Source organism: Gluconobacter sphaericus NBRC 12467 (assembly GCF_006539125.1).
GTDB lineage: Bacteria > Pseudomonadota > Alphaproteobacteria > Acetobacterales > Acetobacteraceae > Gluconobacter > Gluconobacter sphaericus.
Window position 1 is genome coordinate 349,470 of record NZ_BJMK01000001.1, and the last position, 20,888, is coordinate 370,357.

The 20,888-nt window shown below is 59.9% G+C and carries 16 protein-coding genes and 1 pseudogene; 8 read left to right on the forward strand and 9 right to left on the reverse strand.

Going from position 1 to position 20,888, the window contains the following annotated elements:
- Window positions 1–57: 57 nt before the first annotated feature.
- Window positions 58–1,866 carry a M3 family oligoendopeptidase gene (locus GSP01_RS01640; protein WP_141349942.1) on the forward strand — a complete coding sequence of 603 codons (1,809 nt, stop codon included), beginning with the start codon at window positions 58–60 and terminating at the stop codon, window positions 1,864–1,866.
- Between the two features lie 8 nt (window positions 1,867–1,874).
- The gene (locus tag GSP01_RS01645; RefSeq protein WP_141349944.1) at window positions 1,875–3,236 is read left to right on the forward strand and encodes an ABC1 kinase family protein; all 1,362 of its coding nucleotides are present in this window, start codon (window positions 1,875–1,877) and stop codon (window positions 3,234–3,236) included.
- A gap of 113 nt (window positions 3,237–3,349) precedes the next feature.
- Here the strand turns inward: GSP01_RS01645 and GSP01_RS15040 are convergent.
- From GSP01_RS15040 to GSP01_RS01660, 3 genes and pseudogenes are all read right to left on the reverse strand, one after another.
- A pseudogene (locus tag GSP01_RS15040) lies at window positions 3,350–3,505 on the reverse strand (IS5/IS1182 family transposase); the annotation flags it as partial.
- A gap of 246 nt (window positions 3,506–3,751) precedes the next feature.
- Window positions 3,752–5,971: a TonB-dependent receptor family protein gene (locus tag GSP01_RS01655; RefSeq protein WP_228123697.1), complete on the reverse strand. Its 2,220-nt coding sequence runs from the start codon at window positions 5,969–5,971 to the stop codon at window positions 3,752–3,754.
- Between the two features lie 680 nt (window positions 5,972–6,651).
- The gene (locus GSP01_RS01660; protein ID WP_141349946.1) at window positions 6,652–7,065 is read right to left on the reverse strand and encodes a hypothetical protein; all 414 of its coding nucleotides are present in this window, start codon (window positions 7,063–7,065) and stop codon (window positions 6,652–6,654) included.
- A gap of 169 nt (window positions 7,066–7,234) precedes the next feature.
- Here GSP01_RS01660 and uvrB point away from each other — a divergent pair, with 169 nt between their 5' ends.
- From uvrB to gshB, 3 genes are all read left to right on the forward strand, one after another.
- The gene (gene uvrB, locus GSP01_RS01665) at window positions 7,235–9,445 is read left to right on the forward strand and encodes an excinuclease ABC subunit UvrB (protein WP_373320103.1); all 2,211 of its coding nucleotides are present in this window, start codon (window positions 7,235–7,237) and stop codon (window positions 9,443–9,445) included.
- Window positions 9,446–9,549: 104 nt separating this feature from the next.
- A complete protein-coding gene (gene greB, locus GSP01_RS01670) occupies window positions 9,550–10,071 on the forward strand; it encodes a transcription elongation factor GreB (RefSeq protein ID WP_141349948.1) in 522 nt (173 codons plus the stop codon).
- A 304-nt stretch (window positions 10,072–10,375) separates the two neighbouring features.
- Window positions 10,376–11,353 (forward strand): glutathione synthase, encoded by a 978-nt coding sequence (gene gshB / locus GSP01_RS01675; protein ID WP_141349950.1) that lies wholly within the window; start codon window positions 10,376–10,378, stop codon window positions 11,351–11,353.
- 9 nt (window positions 11,354–11,362) lie between these two features.
- Here gshB and GSP01_RS01680 read toward each other — a convergent pair whose 3' ends face one another.
- Window positions 11,363–11,557 carry a hypothetical protein gene (locus tag GSP01_RS01680; RefSeq protein WP_141349952.1) on the reverse strand — a complete coding sequence of 65 codons (195 nt, stop codon included), beginning with the start codon at window positions 11,555–11,557 and terminating at the stop codon, window positions 11,363–11,365.
- 164 nt (window positions 11,558–11,721) lie between these two features.
- Here GSP01_RS01680 and GSP01_RS01685 point away from each other — a divergent pair, with 164 nt between their 5' ends.
- The 3 genes from GSP01_RS01685 (at window position 11,722) to GSP01_RS01695 (ending at window position 14,602) form a co-directional block, all read left to right on the forward strand.
- Entirely contained in the window at window positions 11,722–12,402 is a 681-nt protein-coding gene (locus GSP01_RS01685; RefSeq protein ID WP_141349954.1) for a class I SAM-dependent methyltransferase, read from the forward strand.
- Between the two features lie 86 nt (window positions 12,403–12,488).
- Window positions 12,489–13,655, forward strand: a complete 1,167-nt coding sequence (locus tag GSP01_RS01690; RefSeq protein WP_141349956.1) for a cbb3-type cytochrome c oxidase subunit I — start codon at window positions 12,489–12,491, stop codon at window positions 13,653–13,655.
- A complete protein-coding gene (locus GSP01_RS01695; protein ID WP_141349958.1) occupies window positions 13,652–14,602 on the forward strand; it encodes a heme o synthase in 951 nt (316 codons plus the stop codon). The genes GSP01_RS01690 and GSP01_RS01695 overlap by 4 nt, the downstream gene beginning before the upstream one ends.
- Window positions 14,603–14,800: 198 nt before the next feature.
- Here the strand turns inward: GSP01_RS01695 and GSP01_RS01700 are convergent, their stop codons facing one another.
- From GSP01_RS01700 to GSP01_RS01720, 5 genes are all read right to left on the reverse strand, one after another.
- Entirely contained in the window at window positions 14,801–15,751 is a 951-nt protein-coding gene (locus GSP01_RS01700) for a Tim44 domain-containing protein (protein WP_141349960.1), read from the reverse strand.
- A complete protein-coding gene (locus GSP01_RS01705; protein ID WP_141349961.1) occupies window positions 15,751–17,082 on the reverse strand; it encodes a TldD/PmbA family protein in 1,332 nt (443 codons plus the stop codon). Before GSP01_RS01705 ends, GSP01_RS01700 begins: the two co-directional genes overlap by 1 nt.
- Window positions 17,079–18,344, reverse strand: coding sequence for a M16 family metallopeptidase (locus tag GSP01_RS01710; protein ID WP_141349963.1), 1,266 nt, complete (start codon window positions 18,342–18,344; stop codon window positions 17,079–17,081). The genes GSP01_RS01705 and GSP01_RS01710 overlap by 4 nt, the downstream gene beginning before the upstream one ends.
- Before the next feature lie 63 nt (window positions 18,345–18,407).
- On the reverse strand, window positions 18,408–19,808 hold the full coding sequence (gene thrC, locus GSP01_RS01715; protein WP_141349965.1) for a threonine synthase: 1,401 nt from the start codon (window positions 19,806–19,808) through the stop codon (window positions 18,408–18,410).
- A gap of 23 nt (window positions 19,809–19,831) precedes the next feature.
- Entirely contained in the window at window positions 19,832–20,815 is a 984-nt protein-coding gene (locus tag GSP01_RS01720; RefSeq protein ID WP_141349967.1) for a hypothetical protein, read from the reverse strand.
- Window positions 20,816–20,888 lie beyond the last annotated feature (73 nt).

Genomic DNA, 20,888 nt, shown 5'->3' on the forward strand with positions numbered 1-20,888 from the left:
TGTCATCAACATCCCGTTTGACGGGGGGGATTGTGGCTTTAAGGTCAGGATATGACCATGCTCTTTTCTGCCGTTGATGGCACATCGAATGCGTCCTCCGGGGAGCAGATGCCTCCCCGTTGGGATCTCTCTGATCTTTATGTGTCGCCGGAAGATCCGGTGCTGGCTTCGGATTTCGATCGCTGGGCCGGGGCGGCGCGCAGTTTCTGCGAAACGTACAAGGGGCGCCTGGAGACGCTGAAGGGTGCGGAGCTGGCGAAGGCGTTTGCGGAATACGAAGCGATCGAGGAGGGCTTGGGGAAGATTGGGTCTTTTTCCAGCCTTGGCTTTGCGGCGCATACGACTGATCCGGTCTGGGGGCGGTTTGCACAGGGTGTGCAGGAGCGGATGACGGAGGTGGCCTCCGATCTGATGTTCTTCACGCTGGAGCTGAACCGCATCCCTGACGAGACGCTGGCGCTGATCTGCGAGGCGCCGGAGATGCGTAAATGGGATGCGTATCTGCGGGATCTGCGGATGTACCGGCCGTATCAGCTTTCCGATGAGGTCGAGCAGGTGCTGATGGACAAGTCGGTGACGGGGCGTAATGCCTGGAACCGGCTGTTCGATGAGACCATGGCGACGCTAAGTGTCACAATTGACGGTGAGGAAAAGCCTCTGGGCGAGGCGTTCAATCTGCTGACGAATGCAGATCGTGCGAAGCGCGAGGCTGCGGCGCAGCAGATCAGTGCCGTGCTGGGCGAAAATTCGCGCCTGCTGACGATGATTACCAATACGCTCGCCAAGGACAAGGCGATCGGGGACAAGCTGCGGGGTTATCCGCGTCCGACGAGTTCGCGCAATCTGGCGAATATGGTCGAGGACGAGGTTGTTGATGCGCTGGTTGGCGCGGTGGACGAGGCTTATCCCCGGTTGGCGCACCGGTATTATGCGCTCAAGGCGAAGTGGCTCGGACTGGAAAAGCTGGAGCACTGGGACCGCAATGCGCCGCTTCCGGGTGTGGATGTGCGGAAGATCGACTGGGAGCAGGGCAAGGAGATCGTACGGAACGCCTATGCCGGGTTTGATCCTGCGCTGGGTGAGATCGTGCAGAAGTTCCTGACGCATCCGTGGATTGATGCGGCTCCGGTCGCGGGGAAATCTTCGGGGGCCTTTTCCCATTCCTGTGTGCCTTCGGTTCATCCCTATATTCTGATGAACTATCGCGAGCAGCCGCGTGACGTCATGACGCTAGCGCATGAGCTGGGGCATGGCGTGCATCAGACGCTCGCTGGGAAGGCGCAGGGCTATCTGAACGCGTCTACGCCGCTGACGCTGGCGGAGACGGCCTCGGTGTTCGGCGAGATGCTGACGTTCCAGTCGCTGCTGGATGCGGAGAGCGATCCGAAGCGTCGCCGTCACATGCTGGCGGCGAAGGTCGAGGATATGCTGAACACGGTTGTCCGGCAGATCGCGTTCTACCAGTTCGAAGTGAAGGTTCATGACGAGCGGGCGAAGGGCGAGCTTTCGCCGGAGCGTCTGGGAGAAATCTGGCGTGAGGTTCAGGTGCGGAGTCTCGGACCCGTATTCCACTTCACACCGGATTATGATCTCTACTGGTCCTATATCCCGCATTTCGTGCATTCGCCGTTCTATGTTTATGCGTATGCTTTCGGGGATTGTCTGGTGAATGCGCTTTATGGCGTTTATCAGGAACAACCTGAGGGTTTTGCTGCGAAATACCGCACCATGCTCGAAGCGGGCGGGACGTTGCGGCACAAGGAACTGCTTGCGCCGTTCGGACTTGATGCGACAGATCCGGGTTTCTGGCGTAAAGGACTGGATGTGATCTCGGGGCTGATTGATCAGCTCGAGCAGGAGGACTGAGGAGCATCATGGCGAGGGATCTCGACAACACCGGCCTTATGGGGGAGCTGCGTCGTATGGCGCGGACCTCCGGCGCGGTCGGCGGTATTGCGGCACGGATGGCGGGTAACCGTCTGGGCTTCAAGACGGACAAGGGCGTTCATGCAGAGGGCCTGAAGTCGGCGTTGGGAAACCTCAAGGGGCCACTGATGAAGGCGGCCCAGCTTCTCTCGACTATCCCTGGTGCGTTGCCGGATGAGTATGCCGAAGAGCTGGCGCATCTGCAGTCCAATGCGCCGCCGATGGGCTGGAGCTTCGTACGTCGTCGCATGCAGGCTGAGCTTGGCGCTGGTTGGGAAAAGCATTTCCGCTCCTTCAGCCATGAGGCCGTGGCGGCGGCGTCGCTTGGGCAGGTGCACCGGGCGCGTCTGGTTGATGGGCGCGAGGTGGCGTGCAAATTGCAGTATCCGGACATGCAGGCGGCGGTGGATTCAGATCTGCGGCAGTTCCGGGCCGCGTTGGGTCTTTATAAGCAGTTCGAGACGACGATCCGGCAGGACGAGGTTTATACAGAACTTGCGGACCGGCTGCGCGAAGAGTTGGATTACCGTCGGGAAGCGAGCCATTTGCGGCTGTATCGGGACATGCTTTCCGAGACGCCTGAGGTGACGGTTCCGGCGCCGGTTGAGGAACTGTCCACCGGGCGGCTGCTGACGATGGACTGGGTGAGCGGGCGCAGCATGCGGACCGTTCTGGGTGAGAACCTGCCGCTGGAGGGTCGCAATGCGATGGCTACGGCGCTGTTCAAGGCCTGGTACACGCCGGTCTATCGTTATGGTGTCATTCACGGCGATCCGCATATGGGCAATTTCACCGTGCGGGATGATTATGGTCTGAACCTGCTGGATTTCGGGGCTGTTCGGATTTTCTCGCCGCGTTTTGTGGAGGGGATTATTGATCTGTTCAAGGCGCTGAGGGAGAATAACGAGGAACTGGCGTTCCACGCTTACAGCAAGTGGGGATTTGTTGGGATTTCGCGTGAGACGGCGAGTGTCCTGAATGAATGGGCGCGGTTCTTCTACCGGCCGCTGATGACGGATCGTGTGTGTTCCATGCAGGAGAGCAATGATCCGGCTGAGGCGCGTCAGGTTCTGGAGAAGGTCTATGACGGGCTGAAGCGGACGGGCGGTGTGAAGCTGCCGCGTGAGTTCGTGCTGATGGATCGTTCGGCGATCGGGCTGGGGAGTGCGTTCCTGCGTCTGGAGGCGCGTCTGAACTGGCATAAGATGTTCGAGGAGCTGATCGAGGGCTTCGACGTGAACGTGCTGGCAGCGCGTCAGAAAGAGGCTCTGGTGAAGGCGAAGGTGCCGCCGGCGCTATCTTCGCTCTGAGGGTTTGGGGTTCATGGAATAAAGGGCGCTTTCTTTGTGGGAAGCGCCCTTATATTATTGATGTCATGGCTTGGGGATGTGCTTGGGACGTTGGGGGGATCGAATGGTGGTCACCTGCCTTTGCTTCCGTCAGAATACGCCAGAGCTTGGTTCAGATCCGGACGGAAGACTTCACAACCCACAGTTCGTGAAAACGCTGCGAGTTGGTCGCGCAGTCCATTCAGCTGAATAAGTTTCTCTTCAATATCAAGAAAATTGGATTGCTTTATTATCTATTCTTCTAATTAACTCAGAAAAAATGTACTTACAAATTGGGTATAAATTGGGTTTAAATACTTGGATAAATGCGATATATGGCACGTGTGTTTTTGTGTTAAATAGAACATCATAATGAGCAGCAATAATGGGGTGAGGAATAGCATCGCAATATATATGTGAGCTGTTTTGATGCAGAGGGTTGTGTTTGCAGGACAAAGTCTGGCGCCCATGAAGGTCGCCAGACTTTGATGACTGGATTAGAACTGTGCTGCGACGGTTCCGAAGAATTCGCGCGGGGCTGCGACGAACAGGTTGGCGTTGTCGTCACCCGCTACGGATGCTGCGCCATAGACGCCACCGATATAGTTCTGGTTGTACAGGTTGGTGATTCCGAAGGAGGTCTTCAGGCTCTGGGCGAAGCCGACCTTGCCGAAATCGTAAGCAACGTTGAGGTTTGATGTCCAGTAAGCCGGGATCTGCTCATCGTTGGTGTAGGTCATCTGACGTGCGCTTGTGTACGTCGTGTTGAAGTTGAAGGTCGCGTGGTGCCACGTGTAGCTCACGTCAGCCTTGTACATGAACTTCGGGTAGTAGACCTGCTGCTTGCCTTTGATGTTAACGTAACCGCCGTTATACGGCAGATGCGTGTCTTCGTAGGTGGCATCGTTCCAGCTGAAGCTGTTGGTGATGGCCAGACCGGGCAGTGGACGGAACGTACCGGCGACGTCTGCGCCGTTCATGGTTTCACGACCTACATTCATGAATGAACTGTAGGTGTTGCCAGTTGAGCCGCTGGTGATGGCAGCAAGGCGGTTATAGTAATCGGTGTGGTAAAAATCGGCACTTCCGGAGAAGAAGTGGGAGTTGAACCGGTATCCGACCACGTAATTCCAAGTACGCTCGGGGCGCAGGGATTTTTTGTTTTCGTCAAAGACCGTCTGTGCGGGGTTGGAGGCGCTTCCGAGGCCGGACCAGGGTGAGCCGCTGGAGCTCTGGGCCGAGTAGTCATAGGCGCGCATGTTTTCAGCGATATCGAAATAAACTTCGTGCTGATTGAGGAAGTGGTAGTCAAAGTTGAAATGCGGGAGGAATGCGTTCGCGGCTGTCAGGTTGCCGGAAGCAGGGTGGCTGTAATAGACGCCCCATGAAGAGAGCGTGCTGGTGTTATCGACGCTGGTTCCACCATGTGTTGTCTGCAGCAGGGAGCGGAAGCCTGCTTCAACGGTCATGCCCGGAATGATCTGGTATGTGTCCTGCAGATAGAACTGGAACGTGTTGGTGTTGAAGGAATCCGCCCACCAGGTCGTGCCGTTTTTGAAGTCGGCGATGGAAGAATGCGGTGTATTGACGCCGTCTTCATACATCATCATCGGGTAGTTGAAGCGATCGTTCTCGTACCAGATGCCGGTCTTGATATCGTTGTGATGACCGGCATGGATGTCGAAGTTCTGGACGAAACCTAGACGGCGGACGTCGGGATGACCGGTTTCCATCGCCATCGGGACCTGTGAGGTCGGCGAGATCAGGAACGGGTTGGTGGCGCTGTAATCACCGTTCGAGACATGCGCGTAGGCGATTGTCTTGGATGTCACGTTGGGGAAGAGCTGGAATTCGCCCGTGATGGCTGAGAGGTAGTTTCTCTGGGTCTGAGTGCCGTCATAGGCGTAATCGCCGATTTCGTCGTTCGACAGAACGCCTTCAAGACCAGCGGGGACACCGCCATTCTGGGCGTAATAGGCGTATTCCTTGGCGAGGGCGTAATTGGGTTTCAGATAGGTCGTGTTGCGTCCCATCTTCTGCCACATGTTCTTCGTCAGGCTGAGGTAGTTGTACTGCTCGAAATTCGAGTAGTCGAAGACAGCTGTGATCTTGCCGCGGTCACCGACGGGCTGGACCAGTTTGAAATTGGCCTGCTGCTCCTGCTGGTCCCCGTATCCTTTCCAAAGATCCTGATCCGTGCGGGCATAGGCGGCGTAGAATTTGGTGCCGCTGGCGTTCAGCTTGCCACTGTCGACCCGGCCGAAGGTTCTGAAGCCGTTATAGCTGCCGAAGAGCTGGCTGATCTGACCGCCGGCTTTGTCGGACGGATCCGCTGAGGTGAAGGTGATGGCGCCGCCAAGGGTCTGTGCCGAGGGTGTGTCCAGAGCGCCTGCGCCCTGGGACATGGTCAGGCTGCTGATGTTTTCCTGGATTTCCATCTGGTCGACACCGAGGCCGTTCCAGTTATGGAAGCCCTGGCCGCCCATCGGGATGCCGTCGAGCGAGACGCCGAGCTGGGTCTGGTTGAAGCCGCGGACATAGAGAGTGTTGGCGACCGTATCGAGACCGAAAGCGTCATCGGAGGCGAAGTTCGCGCCGGGTGTTGTGAGGGCGAGGATCTGCATCGGGCTGGTGCCGGCGACGAAGTGATCCATTGTTTCTCGTGTGACGACTTCCACCGCGCTGTGAGAGCCTCTGCGCTGTGCATGAATGGTCATGTCTTCGGAGCCGGACGCCACTTCTACGTGTTTGTGGGTACGGGCAGGCTGCGTGCGGTGTGCGGGCGCTGTGGTCCGGCTGTGATTCGAACGATGCGGATGCGTTGTATGACTGGTAGTTGCGGCGTGAGTCGGGCTGATCAGAAGGCCGATCAACGCGACACCGGATAAGAGATATCGTCCCAAGTCTGAATGCACGGGTTGGTCCCAATTCTTGTCCAAGTAAATCCTGAAAGTCACGCTACGTCATAAAAATGAAATATCACAAGATATTTGCCGAAAAAATCGTGCAGTTTTTCCGTTATGTTTCATAAATACATCACCTTCCGTCTCAGTTCAGTAGGAAGGAGGGGCGTTGTTTTTTATGAATACAGTTAAATATATAGTCGGTATTCAAGTGGAATGATTTTTATTAATTTCATTATTAAAAACAAATTCTTGAAAGAATTTTAATTTATACCAGCACGAATGGCGTCGGTTTGTAATGAGAGCGTTCTATTTTCGTATACGATTTCTTGGGAGCTCTTTGAAATCCGCTCTGGGAGACGGTTTTTTCTGTGGAATGAAGTCTGACGCGGGGAGAAGACTTGACCCGGTGATCAGCCGGGTCGGGATTGGGTGCCTGTGGGGGTACCGGGTAGGGGTACTGAAAAAATCAGTTCAGAAATATCAAGCGAAAATCAGAAGATTTCCTTGATCAGATCGTTGCCGATGCTGAATCCGGCACCGGCTTCGACAGAACGGGCGAATCCGGAATTGAGGATGTTCGAAATGAAATTGTTGTCCGGTACGGACTGGACCGGCTGGACAGGGGCCTGCTCTGTCGGGGCCTGATAGGTGGGCTGTGTACTGTAGTCCGGTTGGGCATTGGCGAGGGCGGCGTGGAGCTGTTGCAGGAGGTTTGTGACCTGCTGCTGTTCGGCCTGGAAGGCGAGGGCGAGTTCGCGCAGGTCGAGGGACCATTCGCGGGCCTGCATGTCGCCGGTCTGGGCTGCGGCCTGCATTTTGGACCCCAGGGCCTGAAGGGCCTGGGCGGACTGCTGTGCCTGTTGCTGGAGTTGGTTGTAGGTCTGCTCGATTGTCTGGACGTCCATGACGGTTCTTCCTTCAGAGATGCGGGAGTGTTGATACCTCTGGGGAACGAGTCTCTCCATCCCTTTCAGCAATAAGTTGTCATAAAGATACGCAGGTGGAATGCTGTCTTTATGGAAGAGGGTAGGGAAGGCTCTTGCTGTCCGTGATGCGCTTTCCCATCTTGGCATGATGGCCATAAAAGAATCCTCGTCCGTCCGTAATGCGACTGCAATGCCGATGACCCAGTTTTTGCCGGAGCGGCAGCCTGCGAAAGCGAAGACGCGTAAATTCGTTGTTAAATCGGATTACGAGCCCGCGGGCGATCAGCCGACGGCGATTGCGGAGCTTGTGCGGGGCGTTGAGGGCGGTGAGCGGGACCAGGTCCTGCTTGGCGTTACGGGCTCGGGCAAGACGTTCAGTATGGCGAAAGTCATTGAGGCGACGCAGAAGCCGACGCTGATTCTGGCGCCGAACAAGACACTTGCGGCGCAGCTTTACGGGGAGATGAAGCAGTTCTTCCCGGATAATGCGGTCGAGTATTTCGTATCTTACTACGATTACTACCAGCCGGAGGCGTATGTGCCGCGGTCGGACACGTATATCGAGAAGGACAGCCAGATCAACGAGCAGATCGACCGGATGCGCCATGCCGCCACGCAGGCTCTGCTGGAGCGTAATGACGTTATTATCGTGGCGTCCGTCTCCTGTATTTACGGTATTGGCTCGGTCGAGACGTATTCGAAGATGGTGGTGCGGCTTGAGGTTGGCGGGTCCATTGACCGAGAGCGGCTGATCAAGGCGCTGGTGGAGTTGCAGTACCGGCGCAATGACGCGGCGTTCGAGCGCGGGACGTTCCGGGTGCGGGGCGAGCAGATCGACATCTTCCCGGTGCAGAACGAGGACCGGGCCTGGCGCGTGTCGCTGTTTGGAGACGAGATCGATCAGATTGTGGAGTTCGATCCGCTGACGGGGAACAAGACGGCGGATCTGGCGGAAATCAGCGTTTATGCGAACTCGCATTACGTGACGCCGCGGCCGACGCTCAATCAGGCGATGATCGGGATCAAGAACGAGCTTCGGCAGCGTTTGGCGCAGTTTACCGAAGACGGAAAACTGTTGGAGGCGGAGCGTCTGTCGCAGCGGACCGCTTTCGATCTGGAAATGATCGAGACGACCGGGGCGTGCAAGGGGATCGAGAACTACTCGCGCTATCTGTCGGGGCGTGGGCCAGGGGATCCGCCGCCGACGTTGTTTGAATACCTACCGGAAGATGCACTGCTGATCGTGGATGAAAGTCACGTCACGGTACCGCAGATTGGTGGCATGGAGCGTGGGGACAGGGCGCGGAAAAGCGTGCTGTCGGATTATGGGTTCCGTCTGCCGTCTTGCATCGATAACCGTCCTTTGGCCTTCGGGGAGTGGAATGCGTTTCGGCCACAGTCGATTTTCGTGTCGGCGACGCCGGGGCCGTGGGAAATGGAGCAGACAGGCGGTGTGTTTGCCGAGCAGATCATCCGTCCAACGGGGCTGATTGATCCGGTGACGGATGTACGGCCTGTCGAAGGTCAGGTCGATGATCTGCTGCATGAATGTCGGGATGCGATCAGCAAGGGTGGGCGCGTTCTGGTCACGACGCTGACCAAGCGGATGGCCGAGGATCTGACGGACTATCTGGGCGAAGCCGGCATCAAGGTCCGGTATCTGCATTCGGATGTGGATACGCTGGAGCGGATTGAGATTATTCGTGATCTGCGGCTTGGGGCGTTTGACGTTCTGGTGGGGATCAACCTGCTGCGTGAGGGGCTGGATATTCCGGAATGTTCGGTCGTGGCCATTCTCGACGCCGACAAGGAAGGGTTCCTGCGGTCCAAGACATCGCTGATCCAGACGATCGGGCGTGCAGCGCGCAACGTCGATGGGCGTGTGCTGCTCTATGCGGACAAGATGACGGACAGTCTGAAATACGCGATCGAGGAGACGGCGCGGCGTCGGGCCAAGCAGACGGAATGGAATGAGGCGCACGGGATTACGCCGATGACGGTGCGCTCGAAGATTGGCGATGCGCTGTCGTCGGTGTTCGAGCAGGACTACGTGACGGTGGCGCCGGACGGGTCTGGTGATACGGAGCAGTTTGTTGGCAAGTCGCTGCCGGCGACGATCCAGGATCTGGAAAAGCGGATGCGGGAGGCTGCGGCCAATCTTGACTTTGAACAGGCTGCGCGTCTGCGCGACGAGGTCAAGCGTCTGGAGGCGATCGATATGGGGCTGGAGCCGCCACCGATTGCCTCCTCGACTGCCGGGCGGCCGGGAGCGCGGAAGGCGCCGAAGACGCCTGTGCCGCTGGGGCCTGGTGGGGGCGGCTACGATCCGGCGAAGAAGAAGCGTGGCCGGGGGCGCTGATCCGGGCCATACGGTCTTTTCGTTTTTTGGACGTGGTTGGTTTTTTCAGGATCTGAACATGGGTTTTTCGTTGCGGGTTCCTTCGTTTTTGGCAGGTTGGGCGCATGGCTGAGAAGACGCCGCTGTCGCATTATCTGTCGCCGAAGGGGGCTGCCGTTATGCGCGCTGAGCTGAAAGAGCTGGCGCAGAAGGAGCGGCCGCGGATTGTGGAGATCGTGTCCTGGGCGGCGGGGAATGGCGATCGCTCAGAAAATGCGGACTATCAGTACGGCAAGCGCCGGTTGCGGGAGATCGACCGGCGGATGCGGTTTCTGGGCAAGCGGTTGGAAAATGCGGTGATCGTGGATCCTGCGGCCCAGACGACGCGGGATCGTGTGTTTTTCGGGGCGACCGTGACGTATGTGGACGAGGATGACGTCGAGCATACCGTGACGATCCTTGGCGTGGACGAGTCCGATCTGGTGCGCGGGGAGGTCAGTTTGGTGTCGCCTGTTGCGCGGGCGCTGATGCGGACGCGTGTGGGCGATGTTGCGATGTTGCAGACCCCGCGTGGGCCGGTCGAGATCGAGATTCTGAAGATTGTTTATCCGGTGGCTGCGGCGTCTTCTGACGAGAGCCATGCTTAATCGTATGCTCGGTCGCGAGGGGCAGGGGCTGCCTGGTGGCGCGGACTGTAACGGGAATATAGGCGTGTCTGCGGAGAGAGCGCTTTCTGCTTGTATTTCGAATTTTGCAGTCTGATGGGATGTTTTTTCGGCTGCGAGAGGTTGCTTCCTGTCGGAATCGCTACGCCGGACGGAGGGCTTGGAATATGGCGTGTCTTGAGGCGGTCAGGGGTGGGAATTTCGCAGAAGAGGGATTTTGAAAAACCGGGGCATGCGGTTACAGAGGACTGGACCACTCCTCTTTTCTCCCTGCCGGAGTTTTCCGATGTCCCGTTCTCTTCGCGTTGCTGTTCAGATGGATCCTCTGGAGTACGTCAATATTGATGGTGACTCCACGTTTGCGATGATGCTTGAGGCGCAGGCACGCGGCTATGAGCTGTGGGTTTATCCGGTGACGACGCTGAGCCTTGTCGAGGGGCAAGATAAAGGTGGGCGTGTGCAGGCCCGCGCGCGTCGTGTCGAGGTGCGGCGCGAGCGGGGCAATCATGCGACGTTCGGTGAGGAGCAGGTGCTGGACCTGGGGCAGACGGATGTGATCCTGATGCGCCAGGATCCGCCGTTCGACATGGGCTACATTACGGCTACGCATATACTTGAGCATGTGCATGGCGTGGGTGAGGGGCGGTCGCTGGTGGTGAATGATCCGGTGGCCGTGCGCAATGCGCCAGAAAAGCTGCTGGTGACGCATTTTCCACATCTGATGCCGCCGACGCTCGTGACATGGGATACGCGTGAAATTCTGGCGTTCCGCGAGAAGTATCAGGACATCATCGTCAAGCCGCTTTATGGCAATGGCGGATCGGGGATTTTCCGGATCAAGCCGGATGATGAGAATCTTGGTGCGTTGCTGGAGATGCATTTCGCGCGTTCGCGTGAGCCGCTCATGATCCAGCGTTACGAACCGGCCGTGCGTCAGGGGGACAAGCGCATCATCCTGGTGGATGGCGAGGCGATTGGCGCGATCAACCGGGTTCCAGCGACGGGTGAGGCACGGTCGAACATGCATGTGGGCGGTCGGGCCATGAGCGTGGAACTGACGCCGCGGGACAGGGAAATCTGTGAGTCGATCGGGCCGTATCTGCGCGATCATGGCCTGATTTTCACAGGGATCGACGTGATTGGTAACTGGCTGACGGAAATCAACGTCACATCGCCGACCGGCCTGCAGGAGCTGGACCGTTTTGATGGGATCAACAGCGCCGGGCTAATCTGGGATGCGATCGAGCGGCGTGTTCTGGCCTAAGGCGCGCGGTCAGGATTGATCGTCTTTGGGCGGGGGCGTGTAGCTGAACGGAAGCTGGTCTTCGGATGCATTGTCCTCGACGGGGACGGGGCGGTCTTTCCCGAGACGGTTGCTCAACCAGGCGATAACCTGCTGGCGGAAATACAGGAAATAAATCCCTGTCCAGATGATGAATGTGATCCCTACGAGGGAATAAATCAGCACTATTGTTCTCCTCGGGCCTGTCTGAAGCACCGCTTTGAAACGTCTTGCGCACTGCGTGTCTTGCCAGATGCATATCCGGGAGGGCAAGAAGGTGCCAATTGAACATGTTCCGGACAGCTCTGGCCTGCTGAGGGCCGGGCGGACAAAGAAGGTCGCATATCATCATGTCCTCAACCCTTTCCCCGCGTTCGGCACTGGACGCGGAAGCCGTCAAGACGGCTTATCGTCGATGGGCCCGCGTTTATGATACTGTTTTTGGCGGTATTTCGGGGTACGGACGTAAGAGAGCAGTGGCTGCGGTCAATGCCCTGCCAGGCGAGAGGGTTCTGGAAGTCGGCGTTGGAACGGGGCTGGCCCTGCCGTCCTATTCCCGCGACAAGCGGATCACGGGAATCGATCTTTCCGAAGACATGCTGGAGCGTGCACGCATCCGCGTTCTGCAGGACCATCTGACGAATGTGGATGACCTGCTGGAAATGGATGCAGAAGCCACGACGTTCGAGGACGACAGCTTCGATATTGCCGTTGCAATGTTCGTCGCCTCTGTCGTGCCGCATCCGGACCGGTTGCTGGCCGAGCTCAAGCGTGTCGTGAAGCCGGGTGGGCATATCCTGTTCGTCAACCACTTCCTGGCGACGGGCGGTCTGCGTCTTTCGGTCGAGCGGGGTATGGCCCGCGCGTCGCGTTCGCTGGGCTGGCATCCGGATTTTGCCATTGAATCGCTGCTGCCGCCGGAAGATCTGCGCCGCGCCACGCTGATGCCGGTTCCGCCGGCGGGGTTGTTTACACTCGTGACATTGCCGCAATGCGAGAGTAAAAGCGACGCAGCAGCCCTGGTCGCCTGATCGGCGTTTGGTTCCGCACCTGTGTCGGCGCCGAGTATTCCGACGCTCGCTGCGGTATTCCTAGTTCAGGGACCGACTACGAGATCATGACTTATCAGGCCGTCGATACTGCCCCAGCCCGTTCTAGCCGCCGAGTCGGAACGTCTTTCATTCTGCTGGCACTTTTTGCCGGTTTGCTGGGCGGGTCGTTGGCTCTGCCAATGCTTCAGACACATCCCACGAGTGGTCAGGCGTTTTGCCACGGTATTCTCATGACGTTCTTCGTCATGTGCCCTGCCGCGCTGGGTGGTTTTGGCCAGTGGCTTCTACCGTCTGCGCTGGGGATTAACCGGACGGTGCTTCGGGGCCTGACGATGGCCGGGTTCGGGTTTCTGTCTTCCGGGGTCGTGCTGCTTCCGGTTCTGCCGTTCGTAGCTCTGCTGTTGTGGTCGGTCGGGATCCTGGCTGTAGCGATTGATGTGATCACTACCTGTGTTGAGGGACGGACCTGCCGTTTCCGCGACATGTCGCCGCTGGCCTGGTCGCTGTTGGCGACCGCTTGCAGCGTTGTTCTCGTGGCGCCGGTTCTGGCAGCGGTTGTGACGCGCGGCATGATGGACGGGATTACAACCACGGCCCTGATCGAGACGCTGCATCTTCCGGAAACTGCTCTGATGCTGACGCCGGCTCTGGGGCTGGTGGCGTCAGCGCTGCTGTCGCGTTCGTCCGATGGGGGCGCTTCCTGGGTAGTGGCGCCTTATGTTTTTGGCATCATGGGTATTGGTGGTCCGCTGCTGTGGATGGACGGGCTTTATGGCTCGCTTCCCGCTGGCGTGACGGCCAGCCTTGTTGTTGTGACGCAGATCGTGCCGTCGATGGTACTGATTTGTGCGCTGTGCCGGGATGTGTGGCAGCAGAAGCGGGATCTGGATGGTGCCGCACTCTGGGCGATTGGCAGCATTCTGCTTTTCACGGCGGGATGGCTGTCTGACTGGCTGCCGGGACATTCGGGCGATCATACGGCTGTGGCGTTCGGTGGTATCATGGCGCTTTGCGGCGGCTTCTATGCTTGGGTTGAGATGCTTCTGCCCCGTCGGATCCCCGTGATGATGAGCCGGCTGCACGCCGGGCTGATGTTGGTCGGGGCGTTCTGTTCGATCGTGCCGGGCGTTATGATCTATGGTGAGGTTCTTATGGGGATCAGTCTTCTGGCCTTTGGGCTGGTCGGGCTGTTCCTGCTGAGGGAGACCGGGCGTGCCCGGGTCTCGGCATGAGCGATATGGCGACACCTTTGGCCCCTTCGGGGGTTTTTTCCGTTCCGGGCAAGGATGGTGATCCGTCCCTGCGTGAATGGTTGGCGCTTCTCAAGCCGCGCGTGATTTCACTGGTGGTGTTTACGGGCGCTGCGGGCATGGCTGTGGCGCCGCGCTGGCCGTCCATTCCCATCGGACTGATTACTATTCTGTGCATCTGCATCGGGGCAGGCGCCGCGGGTGCGATCAACATGTGGTATGATCGCGACATTGACGCGATTATGAAACGGACGGTCGTGCGGCCCATTCCCGACGGGCGGATGCCGGAGCAGGCTGCGCTGGTTTATGGCGTTGTGCTGTCGGCTCTGTCCGTGGTTGTGCTGTGGCTGGCGACGAATGCACTGGCGGCCGGCATCCTCGCATTCTCGATTTTCTTTTACAGCGTCATCTACACGATGTGGCTCAAGCGGAGCACGCCGCAGAACATTGTGATTGGTGGGGCTGCGGGTGCGTTCCCGCCGATGATCGGCTGGGCGGCGACCATGAATTCCATGGCTGTGCTGCCGGTGGCGATGTTTGCGATCGTCTTTCTGTGGACCCCGCCGCATTTCTGGTCGCTGTCACTTTATGCGTGCAAGGATTACGGCAAGGCGGGCATTCCGATGCTGCCGGTCGTGAAGGGTGCGCGTCATACGCGGTGGCAGATCCTGATATACACGTTCATTCTTACGGCCGTCTCACTGGTGCCGAGTTTCGTGCATGAGGTTGGGCTGACCTATACGGTTGTGACCAGTCTGCTGGATTTGGGATTTATTCTGTGTGCGTTCCGGGTCCTGATGGATCAGCAGGATGCGGAAGGGGTGAGCCTTACGGCAGACAAGCCGGCGCGTTTCGCGTTTCGGTATTCGCTGGCCTATCTTTTCCTGCTGTTCTGTGGGCTACTGGTTGACCGGGTTCTGATCGGATGAGCATGACCACTGATATTGATCTTGCCCGCAAGCGGCGTCTGAGCAGGATTACGGGGATTGTTGGCGGTGTGGTACTACTGGCTGTCATCTTTTACGTGATTACGCTGACGCGGCTGTAATAGCCGGGATTTTGCTGCTTATTCAGGCAATAAAAAAGGCCCGGGGATTTCCCGGGCCTTTTTCTGTTTTGGGGTTTGCTCAGCCAGCTTGCTGGATGGCGGAGAGGATCCAGTTGCCGCGACCATCGGCGCGGACGAAGGTCCAGAGTTCGGTCACGGTGACGGGCTCGGTAGAGCTGCCGTCGATGACGTTGCCCATGGAGTCCGTGGTGACGTCCGTCATGGAGTAGCGCATGGCGACTGTGGCGTAGGTCAGGCTACCTTCGCGCCAGGCTTCGGAAAGGTCGCCTCGTTGGAACTGAACGTTGGAGACGATGTTGCGTGCGCCACGGCTCGCGAGATCGGAAAGCTGGGCGTTGAAATAGCCCGTCATTTCCGGGGTCGCCATGCTGGCGAGGGCGCGCATGTTCTGTGCGCTCCAGGCGGCCTGGATGTCGAGCAGAAGGCGCTGGAAGCTCAGGTAGTCGTCATTGGTCAGTGTCACAGGTGTGCTGCCGCCTGCGTTGCCGAAGGGGGATGCGCCTGCGGAAGAGGGCATGCCTAGCGGGCTGCGCTGACCACGGTTACCGAACATGCGCAGGACGAAGGCGATCAGGCCGCCAATGATGAGAACCTGTAACAGGAAGCCGAAGAAAGACGTGCCGCCGGTCATGCCGCCCATAACGCCGTGGCCGCTCAGCAGACCGAACAGGCCTGCGCCCAGGAAGCCGCCTGCAAATCCGCTTAGGAACGGATGGCGGACAGGGTAGGAGGGTCTGTAGGCGGGGGTGCCGTAACCGGGCATCGGGCGGCCTGGAAAGCCATAGCCCGGTGAGCCATAATTGGGCGACGGACGTGGGGTGGCGGACTGGTCCATCGGGCGGGCCCAGCCGGGCGTGATGGATGTGCGCGGCGGGGCGCTCCAGGTGTGGGAGCCGCGGCTTCCGATGGAGCTGCCGCCGCCCGGGCGCGCATCCGCTGTTCCCAGCGCGCCGAGGCTGACAGCGCAGAGGAGGGCGAGGGCGGTCGTAGAAAGTCGGAATTTACGCATCAAAGTCCTGCAATGTTCATGCCGTCGATCCGGATGCTTGGCGCGTTAACGCTCTGCCGGAACATTAGATCACTGCCCGGAATCATGCGGGCAAACATGTCTTTCAGGTTGCCCGCGACCGTGAGTTCGGCGACGGGTTCGGCAACTTCGCCGTTGCGGATCATGAAGCCTGAAGCGCCACGGCTGTAATCGCCGGTCAGCATGTTGACCGACGAGCCCATGAGCTCCGTGATCAGGATCCCTTCACTGATATCGGAACGCAGTGCCTCGGAAGAAAGGGTTCCAGGTGCGAGATGAAGATTTGTCACACTTGGGGAGGGCGGCGAGGCGACGCCACGGCTGGCGCGGCCGTTCGTGGGCATGTTCAGCTGGCGACCGCTGCGGGAGTCGAGCAGCCAGGTCTGGAGGATGCCGTTCGTGATCAGGTCCAGCGGCAGGGCAGCGCAGCCTTCGGCGTCGAAAGGACGGGAGGCGGCGCCGCGGATACGGCGGGGGTCGTCATGGACGGTCAGGCCTGCAGAGAGGATCTGCTTGCCGAGGCTGTCCTTGAGGAAGGATGTGCCCCGTGCGATGGCGGCCCCGTTGATGGCGCCGACCAGATGGCCGAGCAGCGTGGCGGAGACACGCGGGTCGTAGATCACGCTGTAGGTGCCGGTGCGGGGACGGCCGGGATTGACGCGCGCCAGCACCCGTTCGGCGGCTTCGCGGCCGATGATGGTCGCGCTTTCGAGGTCTTCGAGATGTACGGCGCTGCGATAGGCGTAGTCGCGCTGCATCGTGGCCCCCTCACCGGCGAGGACGCTGGCGCTGGTGGAGTGTGCGGTGCGGCTGTAGGCGCCGAAGAAGCCTGCCGAGGTGCCGAGTGCGACCGAGGTGCGGCCGTGACCGGCGGAGGCGCCGTTGGTGTTGGTGATGCCTTCGAAGGACAGGGCGGTGTCTTCGGCTTCGCGGGCGCGGGCGAGGAGGTCGTCCATGCTCGGCGAGGAACTGCATTCGAGGTCCAGTCCGGCGGCGTCGAAATGGCCCTGAAGGGCAGATTCGGCGAGGCCGGCATACTGGTCTTCGGGGACGACCAGGGCCATTGCGCAGGCCTGTTCGGCCAGACGGTCGAACTCGGCCTTGTTCAGAACGCTCGTCGAAACCGTGGCCGCGCGCTTGCCACGGAAGACGCGCAGGCCGAGGGCAACGCTCTCGGAACGCTCGATGCCTTCGGGGACGCCCTTGCGGACGAGCGCGGATTCAGACTCGTCGCGGACGAGAATAGCGTCCGCGCGGTCTGCGCCATGGCGGCGGGCTGCGGCGAGGAGGGCTTCGACGGGCGTTGCGGTCATGCGGCGAGCCTTGCTGTGATATCCTCGAGCGAGGGCATGTTGCCGACGGGGCCGATGGCGGTGAAGGTCGGTGTGCCGGAGAAAATGGTGCGGGCGACGCGCAGGATGTCGGCTTCCGTCACGGCATCGATTTTCGCAACGGTTTCGGACGTCGGGACCGGGCGGTTATGGACCTGGATCTGGCGGGCGAGCTGTTCACAGCGGCTGCCGGTGCTTTCCAGCGACATCAGGAGCGAGGATTTGAGCTGGGCACGGGCGCGGGAGAGCTCCGCTTCGCTCAGGCCGTCCTGAAGGCGCTTGAGTTCGTCGATCATGACGGGGACGAGTTCGGCAGCCTGCTCCTCGCCCGTGCCGGCGTAGAGCCCGAACAGGCCGCTGTCGCTGAAGGGAGAGGCGAAGGAATAGACGCTGTAGACCAGGCCGCGGCGCTCACGGATTTCCTGGAACAGGCGTGAGGACATGCCGCCGCCGAGGAGCGTCGAGAGGATCATGACCGCGTAATGGTCGGGGTGCATGTAGCTGACCGACGGGAAACCCATGACGAGATGGGCCTGATCCAGTTCGCGGGTCGTGCGCAGTTCGCCGCCCTCATATGCGGCCGCGCGGGGGCGGGGCGTCTGATGGGTGGGGAGGTCGCGGAAGTGTTCCTTCACCAGATCGACGACCTGCTGATGATGCAGGTTTCCGGCGGCGGCGATGGTGACGTTGTGGGTCGTGTAATGCTCACGCATGTAGGACATGAGCGTGTCACGCGTCATGGTCGAGACGAGGTCTTCGGTGCCCAGTGTGGGGCGGCCCATGGGCTGTTCCGGGAAGGCACGTTCCTGGAACTGGTCGAAGATGATGTCATCGGGCGTGTCGTTGGCCTGACCGATTTCCTGAAGGATCACGCCGCGTTCACGCTCGATTTCAGCGTCCAGAAACGTGCTGTGGGTCAGGATATCGCCGATGATGTCGACACCGAGCGCGAGGTCGTTCTTCAGCAGCTTGACGTAATAGGCTGTGGTTTCGCGGGCGGTATAGGCGTTGATGTAGCCGCCGACATTTTCGATGTCTTCCGCGATCTGCGCGGCCGAGCGACGCTCGGTGCCCTTGAAGGCCATGTGTTCGAGGAAGTGGGAGACGCCATTATTGGCGGCGGTCTCGTCGCGGGTGCCGATGGAGACATAGGCTCCGAAAGACACGGTTTCAACGCGGTCCATCTGTTCGGTGATGATGGTCAGGCCGTTATCGAGTCTGGTGACTTCAATCGTATCGGGCATGAGGTTCCGTATTGTCGCAGGAAGGCAGGCCCCCCGGTTGGGGAGCCTGTATTATTCTGAGGATCAGCCGCGCTTGATATGGGCGCGGACGGCGTCCTGAAGGCCGGCAATCTGGCTGTCCATGCACTCGTAACGTTCGGTGCGCTCGAACAGGTCGGACAGGTGCGGCGGAAGTTTGGGGTGGATGCCGGTGGCCGCGACCACGGCGTCCGGGAACTTGGCGGGGTGGGCTGTGGCGGCCGCGACCATGGGGATGCCGGGTTCCTGGAAGCGTTTGCCGACGGCGAGGCCGATCGCGCTGTGCGGGTCCGCGAGGTAGAGGCTTTCGTTATAGAACAGGCGCATGGCTTCGCTGGTCTGTTCGTCGGTGAGGGTCATGCCCTCGAAGAGCTCGTTCATGCGGGTCCAGGCGTCATGCGGGACGGCCATGCGGCCGGTTTCGCGGAACTCCCGCATGATGGCGGCGCAGCGTGTGGCGTTGCGGTCCAGCAGTTCGAACAGCAGGCGTTCGAAGTTGGATGACACCTGAATGTCCATCGATGGCGAGAGGCTGGGTTCGACAGTACGGACGCTCATGTCGTTGTCGATGACGAAGCGCGTGAGGATGTCGTTGCGGTTGGAGCCGATGCAAAGCTTTTTGATGGGTAGGCCCATCTGCTTTGCTGCCCAGGCAGCGAGGACGTTGCCGAAATTTCCGGTCGGGACCGAGAAGGAGACTTCGCGGTCCGGTGCGCCGAGGGCGAGGGCTGCGCGGACGTAATACGGGATCTGGGCTGCGATGCGGGCCCAGTTGATGGAATTGACAGCTGAGAGCGAGACCTCGTCGCGGAAAGCGTGGTCGGCGAACATCGCCTTGACTAGATCCTGACAGGTATCGAAATCGCCCTCGACGGCGATGTTGAGGATGTTGTCATCCTGAACGGTCGTCATCTGGCGGCGCTGGACGTCAGAAGTGCGGCCCTTGGGATGCAGGATGACGACGGAGAGGCGTTCGCGGCCACGGCAGGCCTCGATGGCGGCCGAGCCAGTGTCGCCGGAGGTCGCGCCGACGATCGTGACATGGCGGTTGCGCTGGGTCAGGACATGATCGAACAGGCGGCCGAGCATCTGCATCGCCATGTCCTTGAAGGCGAGCGTCGGGCCGTGAAACAGTTCGAGGGAATAGAGATCCTGCTCGACTTCGACCAGTGGAACCACGGCGGCGTGGTCGAAATCCGCGTAGGCGTCACGCGTCATCCCGCGCAGGGTTTCGACGTCGATCGCGCCTTCGGTGAACAGGGCGATGACTTCGGCGGCGAGGTCCGGATAGGAGAGCGTACGCCACTCGCGCAGGGTCTGCGGGCTGATCTTTGGCCAGCTCTCCGGCATGTAGAGACCACCATCTCCCGCGAGGCCGGCGAGAAGGATGTCAGAGAAGTTCGGGGCGTCGGCGGTCAGCTCGCCGCGGGTCGATCGGTAGCGCATGGGGGATTTTATATCACGTCCTGTCAGAGCAAGGCGATGCGGAGAATGTGGGTTGTGCCATCTTCCGTGACCAGAACGGCCATCTGATGGCTGTCGGAGATGGCGGGCGCGCCCGCATCGAAGAGGCGCGGGTCCTTCAGGATCCGCAGCGGGATACGGTCAGGGCCGAATTTCAGGATGCTGCCGATGGTGATGTCGGACAGGTAGAAGACGTTGTCTGGCGTCAGGGTTGCGCCGCCGAGACTGGGTGTGGTTCGCCATTCGGTGATGCCGTCGAGCTGTTCGACTGCGGTGAAGTCCGTGTCGGTCAGGAGTGCGGTATCGATGCGGGACATGGGGCCGCAGGCGGGCTGGTAGAACAGCCACTGGCCTTTCGCGTCCAGCATAAGGAAGCGCACATTGCCGCCGGCCATGGGATGTCCGTCGGGGCCCATGCGCGGCTGGTTGTTGCGCAGGAGCGGGTGGCGGCCGGTGAGGGACATGTCATAGGGCAGGAAGCGGGTGGCCTTGCCGGTCTGGAGGTTTGCCACGACGAGGGCGGGTTTGCCTTCGTCAGCCAGATAGGCGTGGGTATCGTGGATCTGAAGGGCGATCAGATTGCTGCCCTGGACCGTGGCGCCACTCAGGGGAATACGGGACAGGACCGATCCGTCCTGCGACATCCGGAGGAGGGCCGGCTGTGCACCGGCTGTCAGGCCCCACAGATCAGTGCCGGACCGGGTCAGTGTGACCAGGTGGTCCGTGAGCTGATTGGGGCCGGGAAGGGGAGAGGCCGTATTGGTGGCGTCGATCCGGACGGGATGTCCGTTGGCGTCGAGGGCCAGATAGGTTCCGTTTTCGGCGGCGAGCAGCGTTGTGGGCTGTAGGCCCGGGATCGTTGCGTCTGCTGTGATGGACGCCTGAACGGGAGCGTCCTGCCAGGGATGATCCGCTCTGGCGGGGGTGGCCATGACGGCCAGTGCCGCAAGGCCAGTAGTGGCGGCGACGTGCAGGAGACGGGTTTTCATGCTTCTGACATTGCTCTGCTAACCGTCTTTGGCAAGTCAGAAGTGCAGTCAGGAGTCCACTTTTGACTTGGAT

Bases quoted from the DNA above. Each gene is read 5' to 3' on its own strand.
- GSP01_RS01640 (WP_141349942.1), top strand. From the start codon at position 58: ATGCTCTTTTCTGCCGTTGATGGCACATCGAATGCGTCCTCCGGGGAG.
- GSP01_RS01645 (WP_141349944.1), top strand. From the start codon at position 1,875: ATGGCGAGGGATCTCGACAACACCGGCCTTATGGGGGAGCTGCGTCGT.
- GSP01_RS01655 (WP_228123697.1), bottom strand. From the start codon at position 5,971: ATGACCATTCATGCACAGCGCAGAGGCTCTCACAGCGCGGTGGAAGTC.
- GSP01_RS01660 (WP_141349946.1), bottom strand. From the start codon at position 7,065: ATGGACGTCCAGACAATCGAGCAGACCTACAACCAACTCCAGCAACAG.
- uvrB (WP_373320103.1), top strand. From the start codon at position 7,235: ATGGCCATAAAAGAATCCTCGTCCGTCCGTAATGCGACTGCAATGCCG.
- greB (WP_141349948.1), top strand. From the start codon at position 9,550: ATGGCTGAGAAGACGCCGCTGTCGCATTATCTGTCGCCGAAGGGGGCT.
- gshB (WP_141349950.1), top strand. From the start codon at position 10,376: ATGTCCCGTTCTCTTCGCGTTGCTGTTCAGATGGATCCTCTGGAGTAC.
- GSP01_RS01685 (WP_141349954.1), top strand. From the start codon at position 11,722: ATGTCCTCAACCCTTTCCCCGCGTTCGGCACTGGACGCGGAAGCCGTC.
- GSP01_RS01690 (WP_141349956.1), top strand. From the start codon at position 12,489: ATGACTTATCAGGCCGTCGATACTGCCCCAGCCCGTTCTAGCCGCCGA.
- GSP01_RS01695 (WP_141349958.1), top strand. From the start codon at position 13,652: ATGAGCGATATGGCGACACCTTTGGCCCCTTCGGGGGTTTTTTCCGTT.
- GSP01_RS01700 (WP_141349960.1), bottom strand. From the start codon at position 15,751: ATGCGTAAATTCCGACTTTCTACGACCGCCCTCGCCCTCCTCTGCGCT.
- GSP01_RS01705 (WP_141349961.1), bottom strand. From the start codon at position 17,082: ATGACCGCAACGCCCGTCGAAGCCCTCCTCGCCGCAGCCCGCCGCCAT.
- GSP01_RS01710 (WP_141349963.1), bottom strand. From the start codon at position 18,344: ATGCCCGATACGATTGAAGTCACCAGACTCGATAACGGCCTGACCATC.
- thrC (WP_141349965.1), bottom strand. From the start codon at position 19,808: ATGCGCTACCGATCGACCCGCGGCGAGCTGACCGCCGACGCCCCGAAC.
- GSP01_RS01720 (WP_141349967.1), bottom strand. From the start codon at position 20,815: ATGAAAACCCGTCTCCTGCACGTCGCCGCCACTACTGGCCTTGCGGCA.